Annotated in this window: 17 protein-coding genes; 10 read left to right on the top strand and 7 right to left on the bottom strand. The window is 69.1% G+C overall.

The window, feature by feature from the left end; all coding sequences use genetic code 11:
• Positions 1 to 40: 40 nt before the first annotated feature.
• Positions 41 to 994 (top strand): TIGR03619 family F420-dependent LLM class oxidoreductase, encoded by a 954-nt coding sequence (locus tag CPH63_RS06175; RefSeq protein ID WP_157749324.1) that lies wholly within the window; start codon positions 41 to 43, stop codon positions 992 to 994.
• Entirely contained in the window at positions 991 to 1782 is a 792-nt protein-coding gene (locus CPH63_RS06170) for an enoyl-CoA hydratase-related protein (RefSeq protein ID WP_096302038.1), read from the top strand. The genes CPH63_RS06175 and CPH63_RS06170 overlap by 4 nt, the downstream gene beginning before the upstream one ends.
• On the opposite strand, the gene CPH63_RS06165 is transcribed toward CPH63_RS06170, so the two are convergent.
• From CPH63_RS06165 to CPH63_RS06155, 3 genes are read right to left on the bottom strand one after another with little or no spacing between them, the layout of a single operon-like run.
• Entirely contained in the window at positions 1764 to 2930 is a 1167-nt protein-coding gene (locus tag CPH63_RS06165; RefSeq protein WP_172892168.1) for a CaiB/BaiF CoA-transferase family protein, read from the bottom strand. The two genes, CPH63_RS06170 and CPH63_RS06165, sit on opposite strands and share 19 nt — an antisense overlap.
• Complete coding sequence (locus tag CPH63_RS06160) at positions 2915 to 3883, bottom strand: LLM class flavin-dependent oxidoreductase (protein ID WP_096302037.1); 969 nt, start codon at positions 3881 to 3883, stop codon at positions 2915 to 2917. Before CPH63_RS06160 ends, CPH63_RS06165 begins: the two co-directional genes overlap by 16 nt.
• Positions 3880 to 5052: a CaiB/BaiF CoA-transferase family protein gene (locus tag CPH63_RS06155; protein WP_157749323.1), complete on the bottom strand. Its 1173-nt coding sequence runs from the start codon at positions 5050 to 5052 to the stop codon at positions 3880 to 3882. The genes CPH63_RS06160 and CPH63_RS06155 overlap by 4 nt, the downstream gene beginning before the upstream one ends.
• 69 nt (positions 5053 to 5121) lie before the next feature.
• On the opposite strand from CPH63_RS06155, the gene CPH63_RS06150 reads away from it, so the two are divergent.
• On the top strand, positions 5122 to 5850 hold the full coding sequence (locus CPH63_RS06150) for a hypothetical protein (protein WP_096302035.1): 729 nt from the start codon (positions 5122 to 5124) through the stop codon (positions 5848 to 5850).
• Between the two features lie 85 nt (positions 5851 to 5935).
• Here the strand turns inward: CPH63_RS06150 and CPH63_RS06145 are convergent, their stop codons facing one another.
• Positions 5936 to 7135 carry an MFS transporter gene (locus CPH63_RS06145; protein ID WP_096302034.1) on the bottom strand — a complete coding sequence of 400 codons (1200 nt, stop codon included), beginning with the start codon at positions 7133 to 7135 and terminating at the stop codon, positions 5936 to 5938.
• A 159-nt stretch (positions 7136 to 7294) separates the two neighbouring features.
• On the opposite strand from CPH63_RS06145, the gene CPH63_RS06140 reads away from it, so the two are divergent.
• The 7 genes from CPH63_RS06140 to CPH63_RS06110 all read left to right on the top strand — a co-directional run bounded on the left by CPH63_RS06140 (position 7295) and on the right by CPH63_RS06110 (position 14000).
• Positions 7295 to 7909, top strand: coding sequence for an isochorismatase family cysteine hydrolase (locus CPH63_RS06140; RefSeq protein ID WP_157749322.1), 615 nt, complete (start codon positions 7295 to 7297; stop codon positions 7907 to 7909).
• A gap of 141 nt (positions 7910 to 8050) precedes the next feature.
• Positions 8051 to 8524, top strand: coding sequence for a MarR family winged helix-turn-helix transcriptional regulator (locus tag CPH63_RS06135; protein ID WP_096302032.1), 474 nt, complete (start codon positions 8051 to 8053; stop codon positions 8522 to 8524).
• Positions 8521 to 9858, top strand: a complete 1338-nt coding sequence (locus CPH63_RS06130; RefSeq protein WP_096302031.1) for an MFS transporter — start codon at positions 8521 to 8523, stop codon at positions 9856 to 9858. The genes CPH63_RS06135 and CPH63_RS06130 overlap by 4 nt, the downstream gene beginning before the upstream one ends.
• An 89-nt stretch (positions 9859 to 9947) precedes the next feature.
• Complete coding sequence (locus tag CPH63_RS06125) at positions 9948 to 10475, top strand: hemerythrin domain-containing protein (protein WP_096302030.1); 528 nt, start codon at positions 9948 to 9950, stop codon at positions 10473 to 10475.
• Complete coding sequence (locus CPH63_RS06120; RefSeq protein ID WP_096302029.1) at positions 10472 to 12148, top strand: FAD-dependent oxidoreductase; 1677 nt, start codon at positions 10472 to 10474, stop codon at positions 12146 to 12148. Before CPH63_RS06125 ends, CPH63_RS06120 begins: the two co-directional genes overlap by 4 nt.
• 35 nt (positions 12149 to 12183) lie before the next feature.
• Positions 12184 to 13644, top strand: a complete 1461-nt coding sequence (locus CPH63_RS06115; RefSeq protein ID WP_172892167.1) for an ATP-binding protein — start codon at positions 12184 to 12186, stop codon at positions 13642 to 13644.
• 8 nt (positions 13645 to 13652) lie between these two features.
• Positions 13653 to 14000 (top strand): UBP-type zinc finger domain-containing protein, encoded by a 348-nt coding sequence (locus CPH63_RS06110; RefSeq protein ID WP_096302028.1) that lies wholly within the window; start codon positions 13653 to 13655, stop codon positions 13998 to 14000.
• 128 nt (positions 14001 to 14128) lie between these two features.
• Here the strand turns inward: CPH63_RS06110 and CPH63_RS06105 are convergent, their stop codons facing one another.
• From CPH63_RS06105 to CPH63_RS06095, 3 genes are read right to left on the bottom strand one after another with little or no spacing between them, the layout of a single operon-like run.
• Positions 14129 to 14824, bottom strand: coding sequence for a (2Fe-2S)-binding protein (locus tag CPH63_RS06105; RefSeq protein WP_096302027.1), 696 nt, complete (start codon positions 14822 to 14824; stop codon positions 14129 to 14131).
• 60 nt (positions 14825 to 14884) lie between these two features.
• A complete protein-coding gene (locus CPH63_RS06100) occupies positions 14885 to 15745 on the bottom strand; it encodes a CbtA family protein (RefSeq protein WP_096302026.1) in 861 nt (286 codons plus the stop codon).
• Between the two features lie 28 nt (positions 15746 to 15773).
• Positions 15774 to 16001: a CbtB-domain containing protein gene (locus CPH63_RS06095; protein ID WP_096302025.1), complete on the bottom strand. Its 228-nt coding sequence runs from the start codon at positions 15999 to 16001 to the stop codon at positions 15774 to 15776.
• Positions 16002 to 16003 lie beyond the last annotated feature (2 nt).

Raw genomic sequence — 16003 nt, 5'->3', positions numbered from 1 at the left:
TCTAGGCCCGCATACCCGCAAAGGGAAGGAATTCGTCACCGTGCATATCGGCATCAAAGTTCCGAACTGGGGGCCGCTGGCCGGCCCTGATGCGCTGGCGCGAGTCGCCCGGGCGGCCGAGCAGCGGGGATTCGGATCCGTCTGGGTCTCCGACCACATCGTCATGCCGGGGCGGCCGCCCGAGGCCTACCCCTACAGCGAGACCGCCAAGCCGCCGTTCGACTCCTCGACCGCCTTCATCGACCCGTTCGTCACGCTCTCCTACTTGGCCGCGGTGACCACTCGTGTCCAGCTGGCGACCGGCGTCCTGGTCCTGCCGCTGCGCCAGCCCATCGTCACGGCCAAGCAGGCGGCCTCCCTGGACGTCCTCTCCGGCGGGCGGCTCATCCTCGGCATCGGCGCGGGATGGATGCAGGAGGAGTTCGCCCTGCTTGACCAGGGCTGGGGCGATCGCGGCCGGCGCACCGACCTGGCGATGCGCACCATGCGGGCCTGCTGGGGGCCCTACCCTTCGGCACTGCCGGACGGCGGCCCGTCCATCGGGATCGCGCCGCCTCCGACGCAGGGTCGGAGGCTGCCGATCCTGGTCGGTGGGCACAGCTCAGCGGCGATCAGCCGTGCCGTCCGTCTGGGCGACGGGTGGTACGCCAGCAACGTCAGCGGTGCGCAGTTCAAGGATCTCGCGGCCGAGGTCAGACGAGTTCAGCAGAGCACCAGCCCGGGTCGTGAACTGCTGGTCGGCGTGCGCCCCCGAGTCGTCGCGGCGGTCGAGGCGCGGTCCGTCGTGCAGGAGCTGAGCGCGGCCGGCGCGGATTTCGTGGTGCTCGACGCCGACTTCGCGAACATGTCGTGCGAGCAGGCCGTCGAGTGGGTCGAGCGGTGCGCCGATGAGCTCCCCGCCGAGCTCGCTGCCGACCTCGGCGCGCAGCCGCTCGTCTCGTCCCGGGACTGGGGCGCCGGGACCGACCAGCCTGCGGCCGGAGCCGGCGAATGACGCCGCCGGAGGAGACCGGGTTCGAGCATCTGCGCTGGGAGCGCGCCGGGGCGATCGCCACGGTGTACCTGGCGCGGCCGCCGGTTAACTCGGTTAGCCAGGCGATGTACCGGGAGATCCGCCGGCTCTTCGCCGACATCACCCTTCTCGGCGCCGGAGTGAAGGTCATCATCCTCACCGGCGCGGGGCGGCACTTCTGCGGCGGGAATGACCTGCAGGAGTTCGCCACCCTCTCGGCGGAGAACAGCGAAGCCCGGATGAGCGACGTCCGAGCGGCCTTCTTCGCCGTACAGGAGGCACCGATCCCGGTCATCGCCGCTGTACACGGCGTGGCGCTGGGAACCGGCCTCGCCCTGGCCGCCTCCTGCGACTTCGTGGTCGCCGCCGATACCGCTCGCTTCGGCACCCCCGAGATCGGGGTCGGGATCATGGGCGGCGCCCGCCACCTGGCTCGGCTCGTACCCGAGGCGTGGGTCCGCTGGATGTACCTCAGCGGGGACGCCGTCTCCGCCGAGCAGCTCCTGCGGCTCGGCGGGGTCGTCGCGGTGGTGCCGGAAGCCGAACTGCTGACCGCCGCTCACGAGCACGCCGCCCGGATCGCCCGCCACAGCAGCGCACTGATCCGGATGGCCAAGCGATCGCTGGACACCATCGAGAACCTGCCGTTGCAGCAGGGCTACACCTTCGAGCAGTCCCTCACCGCACTCATCTGCGCCGACCCGGACTCCCAGGAGGCGGTGCGGGCCACCCTGCAGCGGCGTCCGCCGAACTACCCGTCGGAACGGTGAGCTGAGGCATCCCGCAGCACGCCGCCCGCCAGCAGTCCGTCGATCCGCTCGCGGGGTACGCCCCAATCCAGCAGGGCCTCGACCGTGTCCTCTCCCGGCACCCGCGGCGGTAGTCCAGCCGCCGAGGGTGTCGCGCTGAAGCGGGGAGACGGCGCCGGCTGGATGACCCCGGCCCGCTCGATGAGGATGTCCCGGGCCCGCACCTGTCGATCCTGCTGAGCCTCGACCAGTGAGAGCACCGGGGTGACGCACGCGTCCACATCACCGAAGATCTCTGCCCATTCGTCCCGGTCGCGGGTCATGAAGGCCGCGGCCAGCGCTTCGGTGATCGCCGCCCAGCGACTGCGATCCAGCTGGTCGGATGGATCGACGTCCACGCCCAGCGTCTCGATGAGCCGGGCGAAGAAGACCGGCTCAACCGCGCCCACCGCGACGTAGCCGCCGTCGCGACATTCGTAGGTGCGGTAGTGCGGCGACCCACCGTCGACGAAGTTCGACTCCCGGTCATCGCTGGTCGCTCCGGCGCTGCGGTAGCCGTAGGCCGTGCTCAGCAGCGAGCTGACGCCGTCGAGCATGGCGACGTCGACGACCTGCCCGGCTCCCCCGGTCGTCACGCTGTGCAGCGCGGCGAGGATTCCGACGAGGGCGGAGAGCCCACCGCCGGCGAAGTCTCCGACCAGGTTCAGCGGGGGCACCGGCCGACGATCACGTTCGCCGATCGCCGCCAGCGCCCCGGTCACCGCGATGTAGTTGATGTCGTGCCCGCCTAGTAGCGCCCGCGGACCGCGCTGCCCCCAGCCGGTGACGCGGGCGTAGACCAGCGACGGGTTGGCCGCGAGGCACTCATCGGGTCCCAGGCCGAGTCGCTCGGTCACCCCGGGGCGGAAACCTTCGAGCAGCACGTCAGCAGTGGTGACGAGCTGCAGCACCAGGTCGGCGGCACCGTCGGCCTTCAAGTCGATCGCGACCGAGCGCCGACCCCGGCCGACGACGTCGAACTGCGGGGGCACGAGTTTCACCGCCCGCCCACTGGGACGCTCCAGGCGCAGCACCTCGGCTCCCATGTCGGCCAGCGCCATTCCGGCGAACGGGACGCCGCCCTGGCCGGCCAGCTCCAGGACCCGCACTCCCGCTAGCGGACCGGGCACGGCGCTGTCTCCAATTCGCTCAACCGCTGCACCTGCTCGAGGAACTCCCCGGCCGGACACTGCGGATTGAAGAGGATGTTGGTCACGCCGGCCTCCCGGAACGCCGCGATCCGATCCTGCACCTCCGCCGCCTCGCCTACGGCACAGAAGGAGTCGACGAATTGGTCGAAGTCCTGGCGGTAGCGGGCCCCGAGTACCTCGGCCACGCCGCGGCGGGCCTGCGCACGGGAGGCGCCGATGTAGGTCCACAGGACGAGTGAGATCGGGTAGCCGTCCAATCCGCCACTGCCACTGGCACTGGCACCGCCGGCGCGCAGCTCGGCCAGCGTCTCGACCGAGGCGCGAATGCGGCGCAGGCTAGAGGCATAGGCGATCCAGCCGTCGTGGCGGGCCGCCCGCTGCAGCGCCGCCTCGGAGCGGCCGCCGACCCAGATCGGCGGGCCGCCGGACCGATGCGGCGCCGGGGAGCCGACCACCCCCGCGACCGTCCGCAGTGGACCCTGATGATCGACCGGTTGGCCGCTCCAGAGTTGGGAGGCGAGTTCGAGCCACTCGTCCAGGCGGCGACCCCGTCCGGCGGTAGGTACCCCCGCCGCGGACCACTCATCGGCGAACTCGCCGCCGACGCCGACTCCGAGCAGCAGTCGCCCACCGCTGAGGGCGTCGATCGTGGCGATCTGTTTGGCCGCCGCCACCGGCTCGCGCAGTGCGAGCTGTAACACTGAGGTCCCGATCTTCAGCCGGCTCGTCCGGGCGGCGAAGTAGGCCAGCAGGGCCAGGGAGTCCGGACCGGGACCGGCCGCGAAGAGATGGTCGCCCACGAAGAGCGAGTCGAAGCCACCCGTCTCGACGGCGGCGGCCAGGTCGGCATAGAAGTGCTCCGGACCGGCCGGCATCCCCAGCGGCCAGGAGCCGACGAGGACCCCTCGAGCGCCGGTGTCGGACACCGTCATCGGTGCAGCACCACGCCGTCGGCGACGAGTGTCTGCACCTGCTCCTTGCTCAGCCCCAGCAGTTCAGTGGCGATGCTCTCGGAGTCGGCTCCGAGAGCGCCCGGACAGGGCAGCGACTGCCGCATCCCCAGCGGGTTCGCCACCACCTCCATGCCCTCCATACCCGGCACTTCGACCAGGCCGGTGCGGCTGAGTTCCCGGTGGCGGGCCACCGCATCAGGCATGGTGCGCACGCGCCCGACGGGGACGCCGACGGCGTCCAGCCGGTCGTACCAGGCCTGTGCGGAGTCACCGGCGAAGGCCGCCGAGAGCCGCCGGTTGAGCTCGTCGCGGTGGGCCACCCGGCCGCCGACCGTCTCGAACTCCGGTTCCTGGTTGAGGTCCGGGGCGACCACCGCGCAGAGTCGCCGGAAGAGCGCATCGCTCACCGCGCCGACGACGATCTCCCCGTCAGCCGTCGGATACGCCTGCAGCGGGGTGCTGGTGCCGATCGCCGACCCCATCCGGGTCGGGACGTCGCCGGAGAGGAGATAGGCGGAGACCCGGTCGGCCAGCAGCGTCTGCGCGACGTCACTCATGGAGATGTTCAGCGCGACCCGATCGCGCGTCCCGTTCAACGCGGCCAGGACGCCGAATGCGGTCCAGAGGCCGGTGACATGGTCGAGGATGCTCCCCGGCAGCCGCGACGGCTCACCGTCGGGATCTCCGGTGAGACTCATCATTCCGGTCTCGGCCTGCACCAGCAGGTCGTAGCCGGGTCGGGTCAGCTCGGCCGGATAGAACGCCTCAACGCTGGCGTGCACGATCCGCGGGTTGATGTCGTGGCACTGTTCGGCCGAGATCCCCAGCTCACCGGCCTTGCCGGGGCGAAGGTTCTGCACGACGACATCGGCCCACCGCAGCAGCGGATCGAGCACTTCGGCGGCGTTGGGATGGGTGAGGTCGAGCGCGAGGTAGCGCTTGTTCCGGTTCATCGCCGCGAACATCGCGCTCAGCCCGGCTACCTTGGGCGTGAAGGAGCGGCTGGTGTCACCCTGCGGCGACTCGACCTTGATGACGTCGGCCCCGAGGTCACTGAGCAGGCTGGTCGATTGGGGGCCGGCGATGTTCATGCCGAAGTCAAGGACATGCACGTCATCGAGGCAGCAGAGGGCAGCGTTTGGGATCACTCTGCGAACTATACGATTAAATTATGGAAAGCGGCAGACCCTGCCGACTCCCTTACGAAGGCGAGCGAAATGTCGATGCACCCTGCTTCCGTCTCGCTCTTCGCCCCCGCCTCGACGCTGCCGAGCGCCGACTGCGATCGGCACTACCGCCAGCGGCACACCGTCTGGGCCCGGCGCATGCTGCGCGCAACCGGCGCCTTCGAGTCCTATCACACGGCGCTGGCGATATCGCGGCTGAGCGAATCCGGATTCGACGCCCCGCCTTCTCGGTGGCGCTACGTGCTGCTGCGCCGCCACCCCGGCCGGGTCGCCGCCTTCGACGCGGCGACCGAGGAGGAGATCGCCCAGGATCACCGCAATTTCCTGCAGGATTGGCACGGCTTCGCCACTGAGCAGCAGACGCTCTACGACAGCCGCCGGGGCCAGAGTGCCTTCGAGGCCTATCTGCTGGAGATCGCTGCCCCCACTCTCTCCCCGGCGGGTCGTGCGGTGGCGGTGCAGCGGTTACGTCGACAGCTGGTCGAGGCGGGGCGCGACGCCTACGGGCTGCGGGCCATCATCGAGGATTCCGTGTTGAGCGAATCAGGGGCCGTGGCCATCGACCTCCCCGGTCAGCGACCGGTGCGCACCCTGCTACCGGCGAGCAGCACGTTGGCGTTCATCCTGATCCTCTTCGATCAGCACGAGTGGGCGCAGGAGTGGTTCACCGGCACCGCGATGCGGACCGCGCTGGCCGATCCGCAGATCGTCGCCACCGTGCATCGGGTTGAGCTGCAATGCGGGTTCGACGAGCGCTGACGAGCCACCCCGGGAGCGACACTCGCGGCGAACCTCCTGCCATCTGAGGGTCGGGGCGCCCAAACAGCAGGAGGTTCAGCCGGAATCAGGCGTTGACCAGCTCCGCTTCGCGCTGCTCGGCCCGCACCGGAATCAACCCGATCGCCAGCGCGGGTAGGGCGGCGGCGAGCAGGAACGCTCCGGCATAGTTGCTGCCGGAGCCGATCACCACGGCCAGCACCGGAGCGGTGATCAGAGACGCGATGTTCTGCCCGGTGTTCTGCACCCCGAGCGCCCGTCCGGTCCAGGCCGGCCCGGCCATCTCAGCCACTGACGTGTACGCCAGTCCGTTGTCGGCGACGGTGACGATCGCCGCCAGCCCGAAGGCGACGAGGATCCACGCCTGCCCGGTGATCGAGCCGAGCACCAGGGCCAGCATCAACAGCATGCTGGCGACGGCCAGCTGCCGCATCGGACGCAGCCGGCTCGCCACCCGGTCCGACCAGACGCCCGAGCCGATCCGGCCGAAGGCGCCGGCCAGCTGGAAGATGAAGATCAGTCGTCCGGCATCCACCGGCGTCCAGTCCCGCTCCCCGACCAGATAGACCAAGGTGAACGCCGAGATGGCGAACTGCGGAACCACCAGGCAGGCACTCGAGGCGTGGATCCGCCAGATCGTCGCCTCGCGGTACGGCGACCCGACGCGCTCCCCCGGCTTCGGCGCGGGGCGGGGCGGATCGACGACACAGAACGCGATCACCACGGCGATGAGTCCGCAGAACACCGCCGGGAAGGCGAGGGCGACCGCGACGCTGTAGCGGTGCGCCAGCAGCGGCAGGGTGAGCGCGGCAATGGCGACTCCGAGCGGCTGGGCGGTCTGGCGGGCGCCCATCGCCAAGCCCCGCTCGTTGACCGCGAACCAGCCCATCACCACCCGTCCACTGGCCGCGTTCACCGACGCCCCGGCCGCGCCGGCCAACCCGAGCACGATGCACAGCGGCCCGACGCCGCTGAGCTGGGTGCTGACCGCGAGCAGCAGCGCCGCCATCCCGGTGCCCGAAGCCATCACGATGCGCTCGCCGTAACGATCCGCCGCCGCACCCCAGAGAATCAACGTCAGCAGCAGCCCGGCCGTCGGGGCGGAGATGACCAGGCTGGCCTGCAGCAGGGTGAGCTGGTCGGCCGAGCGCAGCGCCGGAACCAGCGTCGGCAGACCGTAGATGAAGGTGCAGGTGGCGGCCTGGGCCAGCACCCCGATAACCAGGATCACCCATCGATAGCGGGGGTGGGCGGATGGATCGAGCATAGGACGAGCGTAGCTCACGTCTCGCGCTCTAGGATTTGTGTCTCATATAGCAAGACACACTGAGCACCCACGGAACACCGGCGAGATCTGATCAGATCCCTACCGCAGGCCACCGGCCAACCTCGTACGCTGGAGGGACGACGCGATGGGAGGCCGCACGTGCAGTCAGACACCGCATCACCAGGGCAGCCGGAGCGCGAGCGGCGGCCGGTGCTGCTGCTCGTCGAGTTCCAGCGGCAGTGGACGGACGCCGGGCTCTACCGCCGCCTCCTGGAGCCCGATCTCACGCGACGAGACGTCGTAGCCAGCACCGTCGCGCTGGCCGAACATGCCCGCAGCTGCGGAGTGCCGATCATCCACGCGCCACTGGTGATCGACCCCCACGCCCTCCACGGCCGCTTCGCCAAATTGACCCGTGGCCTGGTCTTCACCCGCGGTAAGGCGACCTCAGAACTGACACCTGACATCTATCGGGTCGGCGACCTCATAGCCCGCGGCCGTACCGCCTTCGACGCCTTCACCGACAGCGACCTGCAGGAGCAGCTCACCGCGTTGAATGCCAGCGCCGTCCTCATCGCCGGCTTCACCACCGACCAGTGCGTCAGCAAGACGCTGCGTACCGCGCGCCGGATGGGTTTCGACGCCAACATCGTCATCGACTGCACCGCCACCTACTCGCGACGCCGACAGCGGCGCACTGAAGCCAAGCTCGGCCCCCAGGGCCTGCCGCTGGCGTCGGCCCGGGAGATGTTCGCCGCCCACGCCCGGGCCTGACGCCACCGCCAACACGGCCACCGCCAACACCGCCACCGCCGTCGCCGTCGCCAACACCGCCGCCGCGTACCGAGAATCTCGGTCGCCGAACTCCTCGGCGAGGTATATGCTTGCTAGCAGGCAAGTAATTGGAGTGAGTAGATGCCAGACTTCGACGACGACGAGATCGTGCGGCTGCGGGCCGCCCTCGGTCGTATCTCCCGACTGCTGGACCGCCAGGTCTCCGGCGACGGCATGACCCGGACGAACCTCTCGGTACTCGGCGCGATCGGGCGCCGCGGACCGATCGGGGCCAGCGAACTGGCCGACCACGAGGGGATCAACCCGACCATGCTCTCCCGCATCCTCAGCAAGCTGGAGGAGCGCGGGCTCGTCGTGCGGACCGCCGATGAAACCGACCGGCGCGTGGTGCAGGTGAAGGTCACCCCGGCCGGCGCCCGCATGCACAACCGGCTGCGCGACGAGCGAGCCCGGATGCTGGCCGAGCGACTGGCCCAGGTCCCGACCCCGCAGGCGCAGAAGCTCCTCGACGCCCTCCCCGCCCTCGAAGCGCTGGCCGTCGAGATGGCCCGTGAGACGACACGCGAAGCGACACGCGAACCGGCTAAGGCATGACGGCGGCGATTCGGCGGGCCCAATTCACCGCGCTGCGCGGCGAGACCTTCTCCTCGTTACGCAACCCCAACTACCGCCGCTACTTCGGCGGCCAATCCATCTCGCTCATCGGCACCTGGATGCAGACGGTCGCCCAGTCCTGGCTGGTCCTGCAGCTGACCGGCTCCGGCACCCAGGTCGGCTTCGTCGTCGCGCTGCAGACGCTGCCGATCCTGCTGCTCGGCCCCTACGGCGGAGTCGTCGCCGATCGAATGGACAAGCGCAAGCTGATGATCGGGCTGCAGTCGATGATGGGCGTGCTGGCGCTGGTTCTCGGCATCCTGACCCTCACCCACCAGGTGACGCTCTGGCAGATCTACGTGCTGGCCTTCCTCCTCGGCTTGAACAACTGCTTCGAGAACCCGGCCCGCCAGTCCTTCGTACTGGAGATGGTGGGGCCGGCCGAACTGCGCAATGCGGTGAGTCTCAACTCCGTCCTGGTGAATGCGGCCCGTGCCGTCGGCCCGGCGATCGCCGGGATCATCATCGCGACCGGCGGCCTGGGCATCTGCTTCCTGCTCAACGCGGTCAGCTTCATCGCCGTGGTCACGTCGCTGATGCGCCTGGACGTCAGCAAGCTCCAGCAGCCGAAGCCGACACCCCGCGGGAAGGGACAGCTGCGCGAGGGGCTGCGCTACGTGCGACACACCTCGGCGCTGGCCGTCCCGCTGCTGATGATGGCCATCATCGGCTGTCTGGCCTATGAATTCCAGGTGGTTCTCCCGGTCGTCGCCCGCGAGACCTTCCACGCCGGAGCCACCGGTTACGGATTCATGACCGCGGCGATGGGCGTCGGCGCGGTCGTGGGCGGGCTCTACGTGGCCGCCCGCGGCAAGACCGGCATCCAGTCACTGATCCGCTCCTCGACCATCTTCGGGGTGGTCATCCTGCTGGCCGCCATCGCGCCGAACATCATCGTCGAACTGCTGGCCCTGCTCCTGGTCGGCGCGGCCAGCGTGGCCGTGCTGGCCAAGGGGAACAGCACCCTGCAGCTGGCCTCGGCCCCCGCGATGCGGGGACGGGTGATGGCGCTGTGGGCGGTGGCGTTCCTCGGCTCGACACCGATCGGCGGCCCGATCGCCGGCGCGGTCTCCGAACGTTGGGGCGGACGGGCCGGGCTGCTGCTGGCCGCGGTGGCCTGCCTGGTCGCCGCCGCCTTCGGCGCGGTGCTGGCCCGCCGGGTCAACGCCCGCGCCGCCGAGCGCGCCGCGAACGCGAGCCAGAACGTCGACACGCTTGCGACCGAGGCACCGCTTCCGGCCGAGGCCGGCGAGCCCGTCCCCGCTGCGAGCTGAGCAACAACCTGATCGTCGCGCGTCGGCGGCCGATCGCTGTTCGCGGTGGGCGGAAACTGCCGCCCGGGATGTCGCCGTAGGCTTTCGGTATGACGGATGCCGCTCCTGACATTGCCGCCGCCGACATCACCTCGCTGATCATGGACGATCACGAATGGTTCCGGCGCCAGTTCGCCCGCCTCGACGATGCCCACACTGACGCCGAGCTCAAGGCGGTCTGGGCGCCACTGGCCCAGCGCCTGGACACGCACGCGGAGGCCGAGGAGACCGTCTTCTACCCGTTCCTGCTGAAGAAGGGGGGCGAGGATGCGGAGGATGAGACCGACGACGCGATCCGCGACCACAACAAGATCCGCGACGCCGTAGCCGAGGCCGCTCGCCAGGCGGTCGGTAGCGAGGCCTGGTTCAAGGCCGTCGGTGACGCCCGTACCGAGAACAGCGAGCATCTCTCCGAGGAGGAGGACGAGGTTCTCCCCGATTTCCGCAAGCACGCCAGTCACGAGCTACGGGCCAAGCTGGCCGCTGACTGGCTCGGGTTCTACGCCGAGCATCCGGCCGGACGCGGCATCGACCCCAGCGACCGGGATCCGGCCGAGTACATCGAGGAGAATTCGTGACTGAGACGGAGACGGCTCGCCGGCCGGCCCTGCTCACCGTCGACGACGACCCGAACGTCTCCCGGGCGGTCGCGCGGGATCTACGGCGGCAGTACGCCGGGGAGTACCGCATCGTTCGCGCAGAGTCCGGCCAGCTGGCCCTCGATGCGCTGCGTGAGATGAAGCTGCGCGGGGACGACGTCGCGGTGATGCTGGCCGACCACCGGATGCCCGAGATGAACGGCCTGGAGTTTCTCGAACAGGCGATGGACATCTACCCGGCGGCGAAGCGGGTGCTGCTCACCGCCTACGCCGACACCAACGCCGCGATCGAGGCGATCAACGTGGTCGACCTCGACTACTACCTGCTCAAGCCGTGGGACCCACCGGAGGAGAAGTTCTACCCGGTGATCGACACGCTGTTGAAGGAGTGGACGGCCAGCGATCACGCCCCCGTGGCCCAGACCAAGGTCATCGGGCACCGCTGGTCACAACGCTCCTACAAAGTAAGGGACTTCCTGGCCCGCAATCAGGTCGCCTACCGCTGGTACTTCTCCGACGAGAGCGAGGCCGAGCGGCTGCTGGCCGCAGCCGGTATCGACGACCAGGTCATCCCGGTGATCATCACGACCGACGGCACCGTGCTGGTGAACCCGACCGACGCCGAGATCGCCGGGCACGTGGGACTGAGCGTCGCCCCGACCGAGGACTTCTACGACGTGGTGGTGATCGGCAGCGGGCCGGCCGGGCTGGGCGCCGCCGTCTACGCCGCCTCCGAGGGTCTGAAGACCGTCGTAATCGAGAGCCGGGCCACCGGCGGCCAGGCCGGGCAGAGCTCACGGATCGAGAATTACCTTGGTTTCCCGGACGGTGTCTCCGGTTCGCAGCTGACCGAACGAGCTCGCCGGCAGGCCGTGAAGTTCGGCGCCGAGCTGATCACGACGAGGGAGGTCGTCGGTATCCAGGCCAATGGCGCCGCCCGCACCGTCCGCTTCGCCGACGACGCGACGGTGAATGCGCACAGCGTCGTCGTCGCCACCGGTGTCTCCTACCGTCAACTCACCGCGCCCGGCATCGCCGACTTCACCGGACAGGGCATCTACTACGGCTCAGCCCTCACCGAGGCGGCCAACTGTGCCGGTGAGGACGTCTACATCGTCGGCGGCGCCAACTCGGCCGGCCAGGCGGCGGTGCACTTCGCGCGAACCTCCCGCACCGTGACCATCCTGGTCCGCGGCAGCGGCTTGGAGTCGTCCATGTCGAGCTACCTGATCGACCAGCTGCGGGCCATCGACAACATCGTGGTGCGCACCTGCACCGAGGTGGTAGGGGCCAGTGGGGACGGGCACCTGCAGCAGCTGACCCTGCGCAATGCCACCACTGGCGAGAGCGAGACGGTCGATACCCAGTGGCTCTTCGTCTTCATCGGCGCCGCCCCCCGCACCGACTGGCTCGACAGCTCCGTCCACCGCGACGACCACGGCTTCATCCTGGCCGGCCCGGATCTCATCGTGGAGGGGCGGCGGCCGGAGGGGTGGCCGCTGGATCGCGACCCCTACCACCTGGAGACGAGCCTGCCGGGGGTCTTCGTCGCCGGGGACGTCCGGTCGGACTCGGTGAAGCGGGTCGCCTCAGCCGTCGGCGAGGGTGCGATGGCCGTGACCCTGGTGCACCGTTATCTGTCGAAATCGTAAGGGCATGGGCCAGAGATCGTGAACTTGGAGACGCCGTGATCGCACCCACCTGCAGTATCGATCTGCTGAGGAGCCTCTTCCTCTTCGAGAAGCTGAGTGACGACCGCCTCGACTGGCTCTGCCGGGAGGGGCGCATCGAGGTCTTCGAGCCCGGGTACGTGTACCGAGAGGGGGAGCCGCCACGAGAGTTCTACATCCTCCTCGAGGGGACGGCGGTCCTCTCCCGTCGCGTCGGGTCCGACGACGTCGACACCACCCGCACCTCGCAGCGCGGCGTCTACGCCGGGGCCTGGCAGGCCTATCTCGGCGACCGGGCGCCGCAGGCGTACAACAATTCGTTGCGGGTCACCACCGAAGCCGCCTTCTTCGTGCTGGACAGCGAGGTCCTCACGGAGATGATGAGCGAGTGGTTCCCGATGGCCCTGCACCTGCTGGAGGGGCTCTTCTTCGGTATGCGGGCCTCCTACGAGACGGCGGGGCAGCGCGAGCGCCTGGTCGCGCTGGGGTCGCTGGCCGCGGGCCTCACGCACGAGCTGAACAACCCCGCTTCGGCCGCGGTCCGGGCGACTGGAGCACTGCGTGATCGGGTGGCCGGGATGCGCAAGAAGCTTACTTTCATTGCCTCCGGACGGTATGACCCCGAGCATCTGGCCGCGCTGGTCGAACTGCAGGAGGTGGCGGCCGAGCAGGTCGCCGTGGCTGAACGTCTGGGCGCCCTGGAGGCGAGTGACCGGGAGGACGAGATCGCCGACTGGTTCGCCGATCACGGGATCAGCCAGGGCTACGAACTCGCTCCGAACCTGGTCCAGGCGGGCCTGGACAGCATCTGGCTGGACAAGGTGCTGGCCACCGTCGGCGAGGCGAGCCTGCCCAGCGCGGTGAAGTGGCTGGACTACACCATCGAGACCGAACTGCTGATGAACGAGATCGAGGACTCGACCGAGCGGATCTCGGCTTTGGTGAAGTCGGCCAAGCAGTACTCGCAGCTGGACCGGGCACCCTTCCAGAACGCGAACGTCCATGAATTGCTGGACAGTACGCTCGTCATGCTGTCGGGCAAGCTCGGCGCCGGGATCACCGTGGTCAAGGACTACGACCGTTCGGTGCCGACGGTGCCGGCCTACGCAGCCGAACTGAATCAGGTCTGGACCAACCTCATCGACAATGCGGTGGCGGCGATGGCCGGTTCGGGGACACTGACCATCCGCACCTCCCAGGTGGAGGACTCGGTGCAGGTGGCGATCGGCGATACCGGCGGCGGGATCTCCCCGGAGATCATCGAGCGGATCTTCGAACCGTTCTTCACCACCAAGGCCGTCGGCGAGGGAACCGGCCTGGGCCTTGACATCTCCTACCGGATAGTCGTCAACAAGCATCACGGCGACCTTCGGGTCGACTCCAAGCCCGGGCAGACGTGGTTCACCGTGACGCTGCCGATCCACCCACCCGACGAACACGCGGAGCAGCGTGCTCTCGCGACCGACCCGATCGGATAGAGGTCAGCATGGCAGAGATCGAGGGCATCGACCCAGCGGTGGCCCCAAGTGGCGACGGCTGTATGGAGTGCAACACCACCGACGGCTGGTGGCTGCATCTGCGCCGCTGTGCCCAGTGCGGGCACATCGGCTGCTGCGACACCTCACCCTCCCAGCACGCGACGAAGCACGCGCTGGCGACGCAGCACGACTTCATCACCAGCTACGAGCCGGGCGAGAACTGGTTCTGGAGCTTCAGCCGTAACGAGTTCTACGACGGCCCGACGCTGGCCGATCCGCAGCACCATCCGGCGACGCAGTCCACGCCCGGCCCTCGGGAACGGGTACCGGCCGACTGGCAGAGCCACCTGCACTGACCCCGCCGGTCCAATCGCCCGTCCAGCCGCCGAACATCCTGCGGTATGCGTAGCGGGCTACCCGATACGCAGGATCTTCGCCGTTCCGTTTGAGCGTTCCAGTCCGGATCACAACCAGGAACCAGGGTTCAGGGCAAGACGCTCGACAGCGGCAGCAGGTGGATGCAGTCGCCGCAGTAGGCATTGCTGGGCGGTTCGGAGATCCGGTAGATGAGGCAGCAGCTGCGCCGTTGAAACTGGACGCCCGCGCCCCGCTCGGCCGCCGGCACACCGGTGAAACCACCGCGCAGACGTGGATACCCCAGCATCCACCCGGCCATTCGGCGGACGCTCTCCGCCGCCTCCGGGCGCAGCGTGACCAGCATCGACGCCGAGCCGTTGATCGCCGACGCGACGTTTCCCCAGAGCACCAGCGGCGAGACCGACCGGGCCGCCACCACCTCGACGATCCCGCGAATGGGACCGTCCAGGAGCTCCAGCAGCACTGCGCGGACGGCCGGCTCGTCGGCCGCAGTGACCGCGGCCGACTCGGGCAGCGATAGCGGATAGGGCCCACCCAGCACCGGCTGCCACCAGGCGGTGGCCGCCTCGACGCGCAGCGGCACCGACGAGAGCACGGCTGCACCTAGCACCGGGGAGATGAGGCGGGCCACCAGCCCGAGCTGGGCCACCGAGGCCGCGACCCGGTGGTCGATCTCATCGGCGGAGCGTCCGGCCGCCGCCCCCAATGCTGAGCGGACGCCGGAGATCCGCTGCGAGAGGATCTCCGGCGACCCGATCAACGTCTCGAGCGTGAGCCAGGGCGGTGCGGGCTCGACGTCCACCGGATGCGTCTCGACGGCGAAGTACCCGCCGAGCTGATCCAGTGCGTCGAGCTGCGGCAGCTAGACCACGGCCGGAATCGGGGCGTTCGCCGCTTTCTGCTCCGCACCCGGCGACAGCAGGCGATCGGCCAACGGTGCGAAGACGAGCCCGAGCGAGCCCCAGAGAATCACCTGCGCGGCCACCGAATAGAGGCGGAACTGGAAGAGGTCGTCGGCCGGGAAGCCCGGGAAGACGATGTTCCCCTTCGGGTCGAGCAGCGGCAGCGGCGTCTCGGTGGCATGCCGACCATAGGCCTGCAGGTTGGCCGAGAGCTCGCCGAACTCCGGCAGCAGCAGCATCAGCGTCCCGATCAGCACCACGAACGCGGCGCCGGCCAGCAGGCTGGCGTTCCAGTTACCGAAGCGGGCCTTCAGCCGCTGACCGAGCCAGACGGCCCCGGCCAGCAGCACCACGGAGGCGAAGACCATCAGCAGGTAGAGACCACCCCGCTGTTTGATCGTGTCGGCGTGGCCGATCGACGGTGGGTTGGCCGGGTACTTGAGGAAGGGAACCAGGTAGACCGCGAGGAACCCGCCGCCGGCGATCAGCATCGCCAGACTGCGCGGGCGCAGATTCCCGACCCGGCCGAGGCAGACGCAATAGACGACCGCGAAGAGCGCCCCCATGGCGGCACCGAAGGCGATCATGCCGACCCCGATGCCGAGGTTGGCCTGAATGGTGCGGCTGAAGATCTCCGATTCGGCGGCCTCGGTCGGCAGCCCGGCCGCCTTGTTCAGCGCCTCCTGGGCTGCATCCCGGGCTGATTCATAGTTGATCGCCTTGCTGATGATCGGCTCCGCGAAGATGCGAGCGAAGACGAATGCGAGCAGGCCTGCAACTGCGCCGGCGAGAACGCCGCGCAGGATGAGTTTCTTGACCATGTCCAGTTAGCTCCGTTGCCTTGTCTAGCTAGTGGCAGGGGAAGCCGAGGAAGTGGCGCGAGTCGTGGACGAACTCGTGGATGACCATGCTCTTGCCGAAGACCGACATGGCACCCTCGTCGACACCGACGAAGTAGTAGACGGCCAGCGCCAGGATCGTCGAACCGACGAGCCAGAGCACCGCCTTCGACAGCGGGAGGACTACCGGCGTCGCGACAGTGGTCGGTACGGCGGTAGGTGCGGCGGTGTTGCTCATAC

The organism is Jatrophihabitans sp. GAS493 (assembly GCF_900230215.1).
Classification (GTDB): Bacteria; Actinomycetota; Actinomycetes; order Mycobacteriales; family Jatrophihabitantaceae; genus MT45.
Note: the sequence above shows the minus strand (reverse complement) of the source record. Positions and strands in the feature narration are given on the sequence as shown.

Coding starts and splice junctions, on each gene's coding strand:
- CPH63_RS06170 (WP_096302038.1), top strand. CDS start 991: ATGACGCCGCCGGAGGAGACCGGGTTCGAGCATCTGCGCTGGGAGCGC.
- CPH63_RS06160 (WP_096302037.1), bottom strand. CDS start 3,883: ATGACGGTGTCCGACACCGGCGCTCGAGGGGTCCTCGTCGGCTCCTGG.
- CPH63_RS06150 (WP_096302035.1), top strand. CDS start 5,122: ATGTCGATGCACCCTGCTTCCGTCTCGCTCTTCGCCCCCGCCTCGACG.
- CPH63_RS06145 (WP_096302034.1), bottom strand. CDS start 7,135: ATGCTCGATCCATCCGCCCACCCCCGCTATCGATGGGTGATCCTGGTT.
- CPH63_RS06135 (WP_096302032.1), top strand. CDS start 8,051: ATGCCAGACTTCGACGACGACGAGATCGTGCGGCTGCGGGCCGCCCTC.
- CPH63_RS06130 (WP_096302031.1), top strand. CDS start 8,521: ATGACGGCGGCGATTCGGCGGGCCCAATTCACCGCGCTGCGCGGCGAG.
- CPH63_RS06125 (WP_096302030.1), top strand. CDS start 9,948: ATGACGGATGCCGCTCCTGACATTGCCGCCGCCGACATCACCTCGCTG.
- CPH63_RS06110 (WP_096302028.1), top strand. CDS start 13,653: ATGGCAGAGATCGAGGGCATCGACCCAGCGGTGGCCCCAAGTGGCGAC.
- CPH63_RS06100 (WP_096302026.1), bottom strand. CDS start 15,745: ATGGTCAAGAAACTCATCCTGCGCGGCGTTCTCGCCGGCGCAGTTGCA.
- CPH63_RS06095 (WP_096302025.1), bottom strand. CDS start 16,001: ATGAGCAACACCGCCGCACCTACCGCCGTACCGACCACTGTCGCGACG.